Genomic DNA, 14,408 nt, shown 5'->3' on the forward strand with positions numbered 1-14,408 from the left:
AGTTTCTTTTCATAAAACAGAATATGTTCATAGACTAAGGCAAAACGGAGGCTTCAAGTGAAAATACTTCTGCATAGTTTCTTATCAATCCTGTATATCGTTTATTTCACCGGTGTGTTTTACGTTCTGTTTCTCTTTTTAAATATACCTGCAAGCGTAATCGCAGGAAGCGTTATAACGCTTTTGCTGCTTGGCTTGTTTATCTATTCTATATACGAGTTGATCCACCGCAAGGAAAGGAATCTGCTCTTTTTCAAGGGACTGTCAGGATCCATCTTCCTTTCCATCACAACCTTCAGTTTAATTATTACCTTGTTCTTCGTAGTCCTAATGAATGTAATGACGACTCATTTCAACTATCAAAATATCAGTCCCAGGGAGAAATTTGAGTTTCAGGTGAACGCTTTTTTGCCGATTGATCCTTATGAAGAATACAAAGAAACTGCTGAAACGAAGAAAATTTCTCATCTTACTGTTTACTATTCCTCTCTTAATAAAAGGGATATCCAGCTGGTTGAAGACGAATTCGATCACGCAAGGAGCATCAGCACCCGCTTGTTCGGCAAGATCGAGGATCAGCCCATTGACCTGATTCTCCTTGATGAATCGCCGGACTCGCTGCAGGAGCTTGAATATTTGGATTATATGGGGTTTTACGATCATGTGAAAGAAACCATGGCCATCGTGATTCCGGATGATCTCGATGCCGCATCTCCGCTTGTCGTGGAAACCTTTTACCATGAATATGCCCATTACTATATGGAGAAAGCATTAGAGAAAATGGAAATCGAATCGCTGAAAATTCCAATCTGGTTTAATGAGGGCGTTGCAGAATATGCTGGCTATAACGGAGAGGATGCAAAAATCCCCATCGACAAGGTGATCCCTTTCGATGAGCTAAGAAATCCCGGAAGCTGGGCAAATGCATTGGAAGACAGTCCGGAAGCGGAAGTGTATACTCAGAGCTACTACGCCGTTAAAATTTTGGCAGATGAATTTGGAGAAGACATTATCCGGGATCTCCTTCTTGAAACAGGAAAACAAAACAGCTTTGAAAAAGCTTTGAAAAAGAAGACGAAGTATACGTTTAAAGATCTGGAAAAGAAAATCATGGAAAAACAAAAAAGGACTCGGAATTGAGTCCTTTTATTTGTTTACAGCGCTTGTTCACTTGAAATCTCAGCCACGTCTTTCTTTTCAAAAAGAAACAGCATGACGCCAATGATAATGATTCCTCCGCCAATTAATTGCGTAAGAATAACCGTCTCTTCAAGGAAGTAATACGCAAGAATAATCGATCCAACCGGCTCAAACAGAATGGCAACAGAAATGACATTTGTCGAAATCCATTTCAGCGACCAGTTAAATAGCGAATGCCCAAGCAATGTCGGGACAATTGCAAGCAGCAAAAAGTACAGCCAATCCTGTTTCTGAAAACCTGTCAGAGGATAGCTTAACAGCACACAGTAAAGGAATAATGTCACTGAGCTGACCGCATAAACGATAAACGTGTATAGCGTCAGCGTATGGCGCTTTCTCACACCTTGGCCAAACAGCAGGTAAGCCGTTACCATCGCACAGGCTGCAAGCGCAAGAAAGTCTCCAAACAGCGCAAGCCCGCTGATCCGGAAATCTCCCCAGCTGATCACAACACTGCCTGCAATTGCAAGCACGGCACTAAGTATAGCCCTCGCTGACACCCTCTCTTTAAAGAAGAAATAGGTGCCAATAAACGCAAACAGCGGCTGAAGAGTCACCAGCACAACTGAACTTGCTACAGAAGTGTAGTTCAGCGATTCAAACCAGAGAATAAAATGAAAAGCAAGCAGTACACCTGCCAAAATTGAATAGCTCCAGTCTTTCTTCGTTAACGTTTTAATATGAGGCAGCGATTTTGCCAAAAACAGCGGCAGAACGATGAGTGTTGAGAAAAACAGGCGATAAAACGCGATAACTGGAGCAGGTGCAGAGGTCAGCTTTACAAAAATAGCAGATGTTGAAACCGCCGCAACTCCAATTGCGAGTGCCAGATAAGGATAAAATGTTGATTTATTCATGATCGTTCCCCTTTTTAAAATACATTTCTTCTATTATACTGCAACTGCTTCTGCATTTTTTAGAGAATAATAGTTTTCAAAACTTTCTAAAAATAGTTTATAATGAAAGCGTAATCATTCTTTTTGTCCAGGGAGGTCCCATGCAATCACTAAAAAATAAAACCATCGGCCAATTATTGAAGGAAACTGTGTCAAAATACGGAAGCCAGGATGCCATTGTCTATTCAAAGGAAAACATCCGCTATACGTATGATGAATTTTACAGCGAAACAACGAAGCTTGCAAAAGCCTTAATGGGTCTTGGCGTAAAAAAGGGTGAAAACATTGCCATTTGGGCAACCAACGTCCCTGAGTGGCTCCTGCTGCAGTTCGCATCTGCACGCATTGGCGCCATACTTGTTACCGTCAACACAAGCTACCAAAGCAGCGAGCTCGAATACCTGCTGAAGCAGTCTGACTCCACCACTCTGTTCTTAATTGACGGCTTTAAAGGAACATCTTATGTCGACATTGTCCGCTCCATCACGAATTCAGCTTCTGCAGAGAAATACAAACAAATTGAAGCACTGCCGCACTTAAAAAACCTCATTTACATAGGAAATCAAAAAGCACCCCATGAGATGTACAGCTGGAATGAGCTTCTCGATCATGGATCTAAAGTTACTGATGAAGAGCTTGCCGAACGAGAGAGCCTATTAACTCCTGAGGGCGTCATCAATATGCAATACACCTCAGGCACAACCGGCTTCCCTAAAGGTGTCATGCTCACTCATCACAATATTGTCAACAACGGCTTCCTTGTCGCAAGCTCAATGAATTTAACGAATCAGGACCGTTTATGCATCCCGGTCCCATTCTTCCACTGCTTCGGCTGCGTTCTTGGCGTTCTGGCATGTGTATCTGTCGGAGCAGCCATGGTGCCAATCGTGGAGTTTAATCCCGATCTTGTCCTTCAGACCGTTGAAAAAGAAAAATGCACAGGACTTCACGGAGTGCCAACGATGTTTATCGCTGAGCTGAACTCTCCTAACTTTAAAAACTATGACCTCTCAACCTTGAGAACAGGGATTATGGCGGGCTCAACCTGTCCAATTGAAGTCATGAAAAAAGTCATCAATGAAATGGGCATGTCAGAAGTAACGATTGCTTACGGCCAAACAGAGTCCTCACCTGTTATTACACAGACAACAGTGACAGACTCCATTGAACGCAAAGTTGAAACAGTCGGCAAATCCCATCCTCATGTAGAAGTGAAAATCATTGACCCGCTTACAGGCAAGGAAGCAGCACCTGGAGTTCAGGGAGAGCTTTGCACAAGGGGCTACCTCGTCATGAAAGGCTACTACAAAATGCCTGAAGCAACAGAAGAAGCGATTGATAAAGAAGGCTGGCTTCATACCGGTGATCTGGCTACAATGGATGAACACGGCTATATCGTCATTACCGGACGACTGAAGGACATGATCATCCGCGGCGGAGAAAATGTCTACCCTCGTGAAATTGAAGAATTCCTTTATCGTCATGAAGATATCATGGATGTTCAGGTAATTGGCGTTCCTGATGAAAAATACGGAGAAAAAGTAGCTGCATGCATCGTTCCAAAAGAAGGAGCCACCCTGACGGCAGAAGACATAAAAGCATTCTGCAAAGGACAGCTTTCCCATTATAAAATTCCTGAATACTATTATTTCGTCAAAGACTACCCGATGACCGCTTCAGGAAAAATCCAAAAATACAAGCTCAGAGAGCAAGTAAAAAACCATCTAACACAGGAACTGTCAGGAAGAAGCTGAAAAAAGAACTTTGTCCATCACTTTGATAGAATTAAGATGAAGGGAGAGATCAAGATGCTGGAACATTCACAGGCAGTACGCGCTGAATTACTGATCGAAGTCAAAAACATGACAGATGAACAGTTCAACCAAAAACCATCACAGGACGTTTGGAGCCCAGGCCAAATCCTTCAACATCTTTACTTAATGGAGCGTGTCATCACAGGAGGCATGAAACAGGTTCTCATGTCGGGCGAAAAGAAAGAAATAAGCGAAAAACCGCTGGAATTGGTCATCGACCGTTCCCGCAAAGTCCATGCACCCGAAAACCTCAAACCTGCCGAAGGATCATACGTAAAAGAAGAACTTTTATCAAAACTTGAAGAATCACGCCGAGAGCTGATTAACTTTGCAGAAACGGCACCCGTCCAAGCCCTGAAAGAAAAAGCAATGAAGCACCCTTACCTTGGCGAGCTTTCCTTAAAGCAATGGGTTGAGTTTATTGGGTATCATGAAAAAAGGCATTTGCTGCAATTAGCAGAAGTGAAAAGTGAGGCTATTAAGAAGTAAGAGGATTTTCCTCTTGCTTTTTTATAGCAGACATATCGTTTAATAATGGAATTTAATAGAAAAACCCGAGTATACAGACGCGGTGAATTCATTGGCGATTTCCGTTTTCTATACCGAAACCACAGGCTGGGACCGAATCGGCAACTTAAACACTTCGACCCGCTTGGTGAAAGCACTAAAAATGGACTTTGAGTCCATTATCCGCCATTCCGAAAGTGTCATAAACGGAAACGCCGACACCATCCAAACCCTGCACCGCTATTTTCATAACTTGGATATCGTAATTAATGGGTATGTGTATGAGGACTTTTCGAGCGTGGTTGAGAGTGAGTGAGGCTTTAATAGTCTATTCTAAAGTAACAGTCAAAATATTTTTGTTTTGACTGTTACTTCCTATTGCAAGAATGCTTCAGAGGCAGTATAATTTATAATATCGCAAATGAAATTTTGCAGATTCCTATATACGGGGCATTAGCTCAGCTGGGAGAGCGCTACGCTGGCAGCGTAGAGGTCATCGGTTCGATCCCGTTATGCTCCATCAAAAAAACCCTTGAATATCAAGGGTTTTTCTAATTTCATTCAAAAGAAGAATTTCTCTAAATTGTATTTCTTCTAAAGGGGGCTATTGCGGAATAGCCTTCTTAATTATTAAAAGGCCCGATGTACATACTCAGGGCTTTTTTTGTATTCTCAAACTTCTTTTTTGTCTAAATATGCAAGATAATTCACTTAGAAATCAGTTCTCATTTTGCAGGGTATATATAATGTTATCCCGCTTCAACAAATCCCCTTGCATTTTTTTCTGCTAAATACGTTGCTAATCTCCATTCCAACCTTTTATATCATCAAAAAAACGGGTATAAATTGCAGTGCAATTTAATACCCATTTTGGCTTTATTTTTATGCTTTCTCCTCAAAACGGAACCCGTTATATAGAGAACAAATTTTTTCTATTGTTGAAACTTAAAGGATATCCAAGCTGATTGCTAAAGCTGCTAATACTTGAATTAAAACTTGAATTGTAACAACAACATCTAAATCTAATGCGCCTACGTTAACATTATGAGAATCCTGGATGATAATTTCTTGCTCATTTTCTTGTTCAATTCTTGCAAACTGGAACAACTCTTGAGTAAATCTATCAGCTTGCTCACTATCATCAGCAAATGAAAGTCTGACAATTAGGGTAATTGCTGCTTGAATTGCTGCTTGAAGTGCAACTGCAGCCTGCACATCAATCGTTAATACGTTCACATCAGTAGAATCTACAATCTTAATTCTTTCTGAAGATCTTTGAGAAATACGAGCACTGTTTCGAGCTCTTTGAGAAACTTCTATTCCTTCAAGTTGATTGTTTTCATTTTCTCTTTCACCGCCAACGCCATTTCCATTACAATTTTGAAAAATCACTCTGTTTCTAGCCAATTTATTTCCCCCCTTTCTGAGTCATTACATTCTTAAGAAATTCTTCTACTTGATCATTTAATTGAGTAACCATTTGTTTTAGAGGCTTCTTCTTCTCCTCTGGAATGGCTCTGAGCTTTGAATTAATACCGTATTTTTCTAATAGCATTTGAACAAATAGGTTTGTTGTATTCCTGTCCATAGCGATCTCTCCTTTCACCATATTTTATTCATGAAGTGAGCAGTCGATTGGGGGAATATACTCCGGCAAATACACATTTTTCGACTATTTTTTTATATGTTTCGGAGAAATCATCTGGATGGACATTATCTTGCGGAAGAATCTTCATAATTTTTTCAACAATTTTTCCGACCTCAAATGACAAAAATGTGCTTTTTATGCATATCTATAACCTATTCCATTACTTAAAAGTTTGCATACTCTATAATTATAGAATTATATATTGTAGTCGGATTTATTATTAGATGGTCAATCTATAATTCTGTTGTTTTCCTTCCTATTTATACAGGTGAGATTTTCACCTGTCTTTTTTTCTTCTATTGCCATTTAAATAAAAATTATACAGAAAGAGTTGATTTTAATAGTTATGCTTTCCTATTTCGATTTAAAAAACAAAACCGCTATTGTTACTGGAGGAGGTAAAGGTCTTGGATCCCAGATTGCAATAGCTCTTGCTGAAGCTGGCGCTAATATTGTCTTATGCTCACGTGACATAAAAGCATGTGAATCGATGTGTGATGAGCTACAGAAAACAGGTACAAAAACACTTGCCCTTAAATGTGACGTTACTAACCACCAGGACATAAAAAATGTATTATCTGAAACAATGAAGGTATTCGGAACAGTAGATATTTTAGTAAATAACAGTGGTACATCTTGGATATCTCCATCACTTGAACTGCCTGAAGACAAATGGGACAAAGTAATGAATGTAAATTTAAAAGGAGTATTTTTATTTAGTCAGGAAGCAGGAAAAGTCATGGTGAAGCAAGGAGGAGGAAAAATTATTAACATCGCATCTGTCACAGGTTTTGGAGGGACTGCTCCAGAGCTTCTCGACACAATTGCCTATAACACAAGTAAAGGGGCCGTTATGACATTTACGAAAGATTTAGCCGTTAAATTAGCACGCAGCAATATCCAAGTAAATGCAATTGCACCAGGGTTCTTCCCGACTAAGATGACTCAAGAAATTCTGAAAGGAAGTCAGAGTATATTGGGAAAAGTACCTGCAAAACGTTTTGGAAATGATTCAGACCTAAAAGGAGCGGCTATTTTCTTAGCATCTAATGCTTCCAATTATGTGACTGGTCATATTCTAGTTGTCGATGGTGGAATAACCGCACAAGTTTAGTTTAATTAAAGGGGGATAAAATTTGGACAACAAAAAAGATACTCCATTGGCCGATATTATTAAGAAATATGGACTTAAGACAGAGAGGGAACTAAACGCTCATATTCAAAAAAGATTAAATAATGAAAAGGTAATTAAAACACTTTCAGAGAAAAGCAGTTTACAAGCAAAGAAAATAGTTCAACTCCAACAGATTATGGAAATTATTTCTAATATCCTTAACTTTCCTACAAAGAACGATATTGCTAATACATCAAAACTCGTTATCCAATCTGAAGAAAAAATAGATTCATTGGAAGAAAATATGATGCAGCTTAATAAATCAATTGAGGATGTTAAAAGGCTCCTGATAAAAGAAGAAAAAGAAGGAATTAACCTTCAAGAGGACAAACAAAGAAATGATACTCTCATCCTAATGAAAAATACAAAAAGAAGAAGAGGCTAAAAAGCTAATATTATTGAATTGAAAAGTGGTGGTAAGATGAAAAATAAAAATCAAATATTAGGTATTAATAACATATTCTCTTCTATTGATACCAAAAATTCTAATTTGTCTAGATACTCTATATGGAAAAGGAATAAAGCTACTTTATGGTATTATCCATCTCCAGAAAAGAAATATATTACTCCTATTTTTCTTATATATTCTCTGGTTAACCGACCTGATATCTTGGACCTTCACCCTGGTCTCAGTGTGATCGAATCATTTATATTAAATGGATTTGACGTGTACTTGATTGATTTTGGAACACCTGGGTATGAAGATAAGGATATAACTTTGGATGATTATATTGAAAAGTACATTCAAAAAGGTGTTCAGAGAGCATTGTTACACTCTAATGCTAAAGAAATTACTGTAATAGGTTACTGCCTGGGAGGAACATTAGCTGCAATTTATACAGCAATTGCTAAAGAACCTGTAAAGAACTTAATTTTATACGTAACACCTCTAGATTTTAGCACAGTTCCATCCTTTGATACCTGGGCTAAAGCATTAAGAGAAGACGCTGTGAATTTTGATGAAATTATTACTGTTTTCGGAATCCTGCCGCCTGCATTTGTAAAAGTAGGAATGCGCCTTCTTACCTCACCTGTCTACATTACTCCTTACCTCTCCCTTATCAGCCGTGCAAATGATGAAGCTTATGTACGAAAGTGGCTGAGCTTTAACAGATGGATGAAAAGTTATCTTCCTCTTGTAGGAGCTACAGTTAGAAATCTTATGAATGACTTAGTGAAAGATAATAAACTTGTTAAAGGAAAACTTTTAATAAATGGCAAGAAAGCTAATCTAAAGAATATCACGTGTAATTTACTGGTTATATCTTCAGAGGAAGATCGGCTAGTATCAAAAGAGCAGACATATTCAATTATTGAACTTGCTTCCAGTAAGGATAAAACGTACGCACTAAGCAAAAATGGTCATGCCGGCTTTACAGTGAAAAAGGGACATTTACCTGAGTATATAGATCAATGGCTTCCCCCAAGATCTTAAGTAAGAAAGGAGATTAATTTGGAGAACATGTATCAATATTACGAAACAGATCCATACATTGAATTGACTGGGTTTTCTGGCATCGTATATTACAGTTTCCTTGCTGACCTCAAATTAGCTGCATTAAATAATAAATATGACATTCATTCACTAGCTTTCACTGTTTAAAGAAAATAAAGTACCATTTTACTGCATGTTCAAGGTGTAAGTGTAAATGTTCCATCAGGTGCTTCTACTATTAGATAAGTAAAGTAACACCTTTTAATCCAGGTTTTACTAAAGATCCAATATTTTCAATTAGGAGCGCAACAAACAACCCAATACGCCTAGCTGTTTGCTGCGTTTTCTGAATACTTAAGAAAAGTTAATTAACAATACCATAATGCCATTTACGAGCTTTATCTATTTTACAAATTCTGCTCTCAATGAAGAAGGGAGTCACCGCTTCATAAAGCGTTATTTAATGAAATTTTATTTGAATTGATTCTTTTTTAATAGCATTTGATGCGGGTTTAACTGTCCAGTTTACAAGATTAATAATAAGTATAATCAACTTTCCTCATTAGGAAAACTATCAGCCAGTTTGCGAAAGGCCTCATTATTCAATAAAAATAAGAATTCCCAGTACAACTATTAACAAAGAAAATAAATAGACCAAGTCTTTTGCTGCTATTTTAGTTGTTTGATAATACGTTCGGTGTCTTGTACCCGTAAATCCACGTGCTTCCATTGCTATAGCAATTCGTTCTGATTTTCGTATTCCTTGAGTAAACAGCGGTAAAGAGTACCTCATAAAAGCTTTCCAACTATTTTTTTGCTTATAGCCTCTTACTTTATGAGCAGTCTTCATTTGGTTTAGTTCAGATTGGAATAATGGGATAAAGCGGAACCCTGCTAATAGCCCATACGCCCATTTAGGTGAAAGTTTACATTGATGAATCAAACTCATAATGAACAAAGTTAAGTCTGTTGTAGAGGTGAATAATAATCCATACGTTACAAACCCTAACATACGTAATGCTAAAGTTAAGCCATGATTCATACTCTCTTGGGTAATATGAAACCAGGCCCATTTCCAAATTGTTTCTTGCCCTTCACCAAATGCCGCCATCATCCAAAATACAAGAATAAAAAATCCTAAATAAGGAAAAAGCCTTTTCATAAGGAATGAAATTCGCCATCCGCCTAAAAATATCCCGAGTAATACCGCAAAAAACCATATCAATAAAGTCACTTTTGGATGTGAAATTGTCATCAATATAAACATAATTAAAAAATGGGAAAGTAATTTGCATGAAGGATTTAGAGTAGCGAGAAATGAATGGTTAGCCTTCATAAAAAATACTCTCCTTTCGTGCATGCATCAATTGGTAATGGAGCGGCGGAATTAACGCACTTTTACATAGAAGATTTTGATCAGAAAACAACCGATATGGTGTCCCTTGATAGGTCACTCTCCCTTTGTTGAAGAGAATTACTTTATCTGAAAAATCATCAACTAAATCCATATCGTGAGTCACCATTACAATGGTTGTTCCCTGTTCCTGTCTCTCTTTCAGGCGTTTAATAAGCTCTCTGGCTGTCTTTTCATCCTGACCGAAAGTTGGTTCATCAAGTAATAATAAATTTTGATCAAACAACAACATAGTCGCTACACTTAACCGCCGTTTTTGTCCTAAACTCAATGTAAAAGGGTGAGCATTGTGATAAGATTCCAATCCAAACTCCTGTAGTAATTGGTTCGTTTTTGTATGAATCAGCTCTTCAGGCCAATTTCTTTGTCGGCCGCCAAAGGCAATTTCATCAAATACCGTATCCGTTATAAATTGAAGTTCTGGATTTTGAAAAACAAAGCCCGCTTTTTCATATAATTCTCGATCTGACCATTTTTTCAGTTCAGTATCTTGAAAGTGAATTTCCCCTTTTTTAATTGGCTCCAAGCGAATAAGACTTTTTAAGAAGGTGCTTTTCCCGCTTCCATTTTCACCTACAATCGAAATCCATTCCCCTTTATGGATTTTTATATTAATGTCTCTCACTATTGCCTTCTTCCTATAACCAATTTCAACATTTTCGATGCTGATAAAAATATCCTCTTTTTTGTATTCTTTGGTTTTTGAAATTGACTTCGTTTCTATCATATTTGAAAGTTTGATAGATAACGGGTGTGAGTTATTATGAACAACTTCCATCCATTTTTCCGGAAATAATTTCGGCCTCCAAATACCAGCTTCTTTCATTTGATTATTAAAATTCAGCAGAATCTCTTTCGGCTTCCCATCCCCGATAATACTCCCGCTTTCATTTATGATCACGACCCTATCCATCCATTCGATGCAGCCGTCTAATACATGTTCTACAAAAACCATCGTTTGGTTTGTCTTTTGCGAAATTTGATTCAATAAATCAAATATCTCGTTCCTGCCAGCAGGGTCTAATTGGGCTGTTGGTTCATCAAAGAACAAGACTTCTGGTTCTAATGCTAATAAACAAGCTAATGCCAACCTTTGTTTCATACCACCGGATAATGTTTCAATTGGTGTTTTCTTATCTATCTTTAGCCCTGCTTTATCCATCAAGTCAGAAATCATTTTGTCCATATCGTTTCGCGGAATAGATCGGTTTTCGAGACTAAAAGCAATCTCCTCACCCACATGAAGCATACAAAATTGAGAATCAGGATCTTGAAACATAACGCCGGCATCTTTCCTGAGGAATACTTCACCACTCACTTCTGCCTCAATATGCTCAGGGATAATACCTGCAAGAGCGGAAATCAAAGTAGATTTCCCACTCCCGCTAGGCCCTAGTATTAATACTTTCTCACCTTTATTTATTGATAATGTGATATTGCTGAGTATTTTTTCAGAACGATTATAAAAGCGAATAGATAGATCCTTACATCCCAGAAACATTTCCATTTAAGTGTTCCCTTTTCCTTTTTTCCTTCATAATTTCATATTGTTCTAAAACACCTGTTTTTGCCAGTGAGTCCACGACTGCTTTCGCTAACCAGCCACCGAGAATCATTCCGCTTATCACATGAATTACTAACGTAACAAAAAATACTTCTGTCGTGTAATATCCAAAACCGTTGGCGATTAAGTTATAGATCATGCTTCCAACCGCTGCAAGAGCCCCAGACAGCATTAATGTAAACAGGTTGTAGCGTTTATATCTGAATATCGCGAATGCGATTTCTGAACCAATACCTTGAAAGACGCCAATTAAAAGGGCCGATAGACCAAAATGACTTCCTGTTAATAACTCTACTGCTGCCGCTGCAACCTCTGCAATAAGCGCCGCACCCGGTTTTCGGATAATATACGCTACTATTGGACTGGCAATCACCCAAATCCCAAACATAAATCCTGCGCCCACCGGCCCCACAATAGCGGAAATCGGAATCCAAAGAGTAGACCATCCTAAATAAATAACTCCACAAGCCACCGCTAGAATGACAGCAAGAACTACTTCTTTCATCTTCCAGCTCATCACTTAACTACCTCCATTTTCACAGGCCATTCTTCGAGTTTATAGGCCATATCCCAAAACATATATTCAAGCTGACAACTTATTAAAAAATGTTCTTTCATCTTTTCTTTTTCTCTCTCTGTTGCTTCCTTTGCCCACTCATCTATCCGGTCACAAAATTTGGTTGTAATCGAATCTGTACGATTCCCATAAAAATTTATCCAATCATAAAATGGATGAGAGCGGTCTGGATTAACTTCATTTAATATTCTTTTCCCAATCTCCCAATATGTCCACGGACATGGTAATAAGACAGCTAAAATTTCCCCTAGTGTTCCTTCGTGTGCAACTGTAAGCATATGACGTATGTAATGATGGGAAGATGGTGATAACGGATACCCTTGTAATACTTCATATGGAACTCCCGCTACTTGACAAAAGTTATTATGCGGGTGGATTTCACTTTTTAATATAAATGAAATTTGCTGATTAAACATATCCATATCTTCACGATTCTCACACTTCGAGACCGCTATTCCATAGATTCTGATAAAGGAACTCAAATATTCAAAGTCCTGTTTAACATAATGAATTAATTGTTCCTTTTTTAATTCCCCATTGGCAATTCCTTGGACAAAAGGATGTTCGAAAATCGCATGAAAGATAGGATTTGCTTCTTTTCTTAGTTCTGCTGAAAAACTCATATATTTAGCCCCCTTATTGGTTATAACGGGAAGACACTATAGGGAGCGGCTACTATAAGTTAAATACGAAAAAACCGCTCCAAAAATGGAGCGGCAGAATAATTGTATATATTCATACACGGACTCCACTTTCCTACGCTAGTATGAACTAGATCAGGTTCAAAGGGTCCAGGATAACTCCTGTCTCAGCCATAAAATGGCTCCCCTAGTGGTCTTCCTATTAATTTAATATTTACTGTACACATGCTTTCTATTAAAGTCAATCAATTTATAATTACAGGATTAGTATGAAACTTTGTTAACTCCATTTGTTAAAGAGCCCTGAAGTTATGATTAGAAGTTTCGGGATAATGAGACACCTTTAATAAGAATCATTTCAAAATCTCCATAAATCCCACAAGAAATTCTTCGATTAATTGGCCTCAATATAATTAAAGAGCGCAATTCTAGCTGTATATTTGCAGCTGACATCAGATTTTACAGCAATCAAAAAGTGCAGTTCTCACTGCTCTCAACATTGATGGCAGAATCTTTACGTGCTTACCTTTTAGTTTTCCTTCGGCAGGAATCAATTTATTATCCACCGTACCACTTTGATTCCATCAGAAATGATCCTGACTCTTTTTTCTGGAACTTGCATAAAATGACATAGGTAATGTGATTAACTAAAATGGAACTGAAGATGAAAAAAAGATGATCCCAAGATTACTGTATACCAATAAAAGCTTTTGTTTTAGAGTTTCATGGATATGCTATAGTATAAGGAATAATATAGAGTGGTGATGAACGATGAAAACATTCTTAAAGCGATTATCTCAACGCAGAGATCAATTAAGCCAGTTAGAGAAACAGGTATTAGACTATATTTTAATAAACCCGAATTTCGTTGTTCAGTCCAATGTGAATGATCTTGCCAAAGAATTATTTGTATCAACCGCAACGATTAGCAGAACTTGTAAACAGTTAGGCTACGAGGGATTCCAAGATTTAAAATACACGTTAAGTAAATATGTTGATCATGATAAAGATGATGAAAATATTATTTCTTCTAATACGATATTGACTCAAATAGATCGAGTAAAAAAAGAAATGGAGCAAACCTTACAGAATCTCAATGAAGAAAAGATTCAAAAAGCTGCAGCGTATATTAAAGAAAGTAATTATGTTGAGTTTTTTGGGGTTGGGGCATCACTTCCAACTTGTGTGGAAGCTGCTAGAAAGCTTACCTTTTCAGGAAGAATCTGCAGTGCACGTGAAGATTGGGATGAACTAAGATGCGTGGCCAATAGTTTATCTGAAAATGATTTAGCCATTTTAGTATCATATAGTGGAGAAACATTACATATACTAGAGTTTGCAAATATATTAAAAGAGAAGAACGTAAAGACAATAGCCGTCGTTGGCCGACGGAATAGCCGGTTGGAACAAGAAGTTGATCTCACTTTTCATGCACATATTACAAACGGATATTATGGCGAATTAGATATGAGTTCGAGATTTCCGTTAAGCATTATTTTGGATTTCATTATCCTGACGTATATGAATCATTAGTACTA

General features: G+C 37.7%; 15 protein-coding genes, 1 tRNA gene and 1 riboswitch. Of the genes, 9 read left to right on the forward strand and 7 right to left on the reverse strand.

What is annotated here, in order from left to right:
- Positions 1-57: 57 nt before the first annotated feature.
- Positions 58-1,140 (forward strand): hypothetical protein, encoded by a 1,083-nt coding sequence (locus tag K8L98_RS20175; protein WP_223437546.1) that lies wholly within the window; start codon positions 58-60, stop codon positions 1,138-1,140.
- Positions 1,141-1,154: 14 nt separating this feature from the next.
- Here K8L98_RS20175 and K8L98_RS20180 read toward each other — a convergent pair whose 3' ends face one another.
- Positions 1,155-2,057, reverse strand: a complete 903-nt coding sequence (locus K8L98_RS20180) for a DMT family transporter (RefSeq protein ID WP_223437549.1) — start codon at positions 2,055-2,057, stop codon at positions 1,155-1,157.
- 116 nt (positions 2,058-2,173) lie between these two features.
- Between K8L98_RS20180 and K8L98_RS20185 the strand changes: the two genes are divergently transcribed.
- From K8L98_RS20185 to K8L98_RS20195, 3 genes are all read left to right on the forward strand, one after another.
- Entirely contained in the window at positions 2,174-3,850 is a 1,677-nt protein-coding gene (locus K8L98_RS20185; RefSeq protein WP_223443622.1) for an AMP-binding protein, read from the forward strand.
- A gap of 54 nt (positions 3,851-3,904) precedes the next feature.
- Positions 3,905-4,399: a DinB family protein gene (locus tag K8L98_RS20190; RefSeq protein ID WP_223437551.1), complete on the forward strand. Its 495-nt coding sequence runs from the start codon at positions 3,905-3,907 to the stop codon at positions 4,397-4,399.
- A 465-nt stretch (positions 4,400-4,864) separates the two neighbouring features.
- Positions 4,865-4,937, forward strand: a tRNA-Ala gene (locus tag K8L98_RS20195).
- 425 nt (positions 4,938-5,362) lie between these two features.
- On the opposite strand, the gene K8L98_RS20200 is transcribed toward K8L98_RS20195, so the two are convergent.
- Both K8L98_RS20200 and K8L98_RS20205 read right to left on the reverse strand, forming a co-directional pair.
- Complete coding sequence (locus K8L98_RS20200) at positions 5,363-5,824, reverse strand: spore coat protein (RefSeq protein WP_223437553.1); 462 nt, start codon at positions 5,822-5,824, stop codon at positions 5,363-5,365.
- Between the two features lies 1 nt (position 5,825).
- Positions 5,826-6,005, reverse strand: a complete 180-nt coding sequence (locus K8L98_RS20205; protein WP_223437555.1) for an LAGLIDADG family homing endonuclease — start codon at positions 6,003-6,005, stop codon at positions 5,826-5,828.
- Positions 6,006-6,405: 400 nt separating this feature from the next.
- Here K8L98_RS20205 and K8L98_RS20210 point away from each other — a divergent pair, with 400 nt between their 5' ends.
- Genes K8L98_RS20210 through K8L98_RS20225 form a run of 4 tightly spaced genes read left to right on the forward strand, consistent with a single transcriptional unit; the run spans position 6,406 to position 8,842 of the window.
- Positions 6,406-7,179, forward strand: a complete 774-nt coding sequence (locus K8L98_RS20210) for an SDR family oxidoreductase (protein WP_420828881.1) — start codon at positions 6,406-6,408, stop codon at positions 7,177-7,179.
- A gap of 22 nt (positions 7,180-7,201) precedes the next feature.
- Positions 7,202-7,624, forward strand: a complete 423-nt coding sequence (locus tag K8L98_RS20215) for a hypothetical protein (RefSeq protein WP_223437557.1) — start codon at positions 7,202-7,204, stop codon at positions 7,622-7,624.
- Between the two features lie 36 nt (positions 7,625-7,660).
- Positions 7,661-8,674 (forward strand): alpha/beta fold hydrolase, encoded by a 1,014-nt coding sequence (locus K8L98_RS20220; protein ID WP_223437559.1) that lies wholly within the window; start codon positions 7,661-7,663, stop codon positions 8,672-8,674.
- Between the two features lie 18 nt (positions 8,675-8,692).
- On the forward strand, positions 8,693-8,842 hold the full coding sequence (locus K8L98_RS20225; RefSeq protein ID WP_223437560.1) for a hypothetical protein: 150 nt from the start codon (positions 8,693-8,695) through the stop codon (positions 8,840-8,842).
- Between the two features lie 430 nt (positions 8,843-9,272).
- On the opposite strand, the gene K8L98_RS20230 is transcribed toward K8L98_RS20225, so the two are convergent.
- The 4 genes from K8L98_RS20230 to tenA are packed head-to-tail and all read right to left on the reverse strand — an operon-like array spanning position 9,273 to position 12,852.
- A complete protein-coding gene (locus K8L98_RS20230; protein ID WP_223437562.1) occupies positions 9,273-10,010 on the reverse strand; it encodes an energy-coupling factor transporter transmembrane component T family protein in 738 nt (245 codons plus the stop codon).
- The gene (locus K8L98_RS20235) at positions 10,000-11,595 is read right to left on the reverse strand and encodes an ABC transporter ATP-binding protein (protein ID WP_223437564.1); all 1,596 of its coding nucleotides are present in this window, start codon (positions 11,593-11,595) and stop codon (positions 10,000-10,002) included. Before K8L98_RS20235 ends, K8L98_RS20230 begins: the two co-directional genes overlap by 11 nt.
- Positions 11,573-12,169: an ECF transporter S component gene (locus tag K8L98_RS20240; RefSeq protein ID WP_223443630.1), complete on the reverse strand. Its 597-nt coding sequence runs from the start codon at positions 12,167-12,169 to the stop codon at positions 11,573-11,575. Before K8L98_RS20240 ends, K8L98_RS20235 begins: the two co-directional genes overlap by 23 nt.
- Positions 12,169-12,852 carry a thiaminase II gene (gene tenA / locus K8L98_RS20245; protein WP_223437566.1) on the reverse strand — a complete coding sequence of 228 codons (684 nt, stop codon included), beginning with the start codon at positions 12,850-12,852 and terminating at the stop codon, positions 12,169-12,171. Before tenA ends, K8L98_RS20240 begins: the two co-directional genes overlap by 1 nt.
- Positions 12,853-12,965: 113 nt before the next feature.
- Positions 12,966-13,069, reverse strand: a riboswitch (TPP riboswitch).
- A gap of 572 nt (positions 13,070-13,641) precedes the next feature.
- Here tenA and K8L98_RS20250 point away from each other — a divergent pair.
- Positions 13,642-14,403, forward strand: a complete 762-nt coding sequence (locus tag K8L98_RS20250; RefSeq protein WP_223437568.1) for a MurR/RpiR family transcriptional regulator — start codon at positions 13,642-13,644, stop codon at positions 14,401-14,403.
- The last annotated feature ends 5 nt before the right edge of the window (positions 14,404-14,408 follow it).

Origin of the sequence: Metabacillus dongyingensis (assembly GCF_019933155.2) — a bacterium.
Classification (GTDB): Bacteria; Bacillota; Bacilli; order Bacillales; family Bacillaceae; genus Bacillus_P; species Bacillus_P dongyingensis.

Bases quoted from the DNA above. Each gene is read 5' to 3' on its own strand.
- K8L98_RS20205 (WP_223437555.1), bottom strand. From the start codon at position 6,005: ATGGACAGGAATACAACAAACCTATTTGTTCAAATGCTATTAGAAAAA.
- K8L98_RS20240 (WP_223443630.1), bottom strand. From the start codon at position 12,169: ATGAGCTGGAAGATGAAAGAAGTAGTTCTTGCTGTCATTCTAGCGGTG.
- K8L98_RS20180 (WP_223437549.1), bottom strand. From the start codon at position 2,057: ATGAATAAATCAACATTTTATCCTTATCTGGCACTCGCAATTGGAGTT.
- tenA (WP_223437566.1), bottom strand. From the start codon at position 12,852: ATGAGTTTTTCAGCAGAACTAAGAAAAGAAGCAAATCCTATCTTTCAT.
- K8L98_RS20250 (WP_223437568.1), top strand. From the start codon at position 13,642: ATGAAAACATTCTTAAAGCGATTATCTCAACGCAGAGATCAATTAAGC.
- K8L98_RS20190 (WP_223437551.1), top strand. From the start codon at position 3,905: ATGCTGGAACATTCACAGGCAGTACGCGCTGAATTACTGATCGAAGTC.
- K8L98_RS20230 (WP_223437562.1), bottom strand. From the start codon at position 10,010: ATGAAGGCTAACCATTCATTTCTCGCTACTCTAAATCCTTCATGCAAA.
- K8L98_RS20235 (WP_223437564.1), bottom strand. From the start codon at position 11,595: ATGGAAATGTTTCTGGGATGTAAGGATCTATCTATTCGCTTTTATAAT.
- K8L98_RS20220 (WP_223437559.1), top strand. From the start codon at position 7,661: ATGAAAAATAAAAATCAAATATTAGGTATTAATAACATATTCTCTTCT.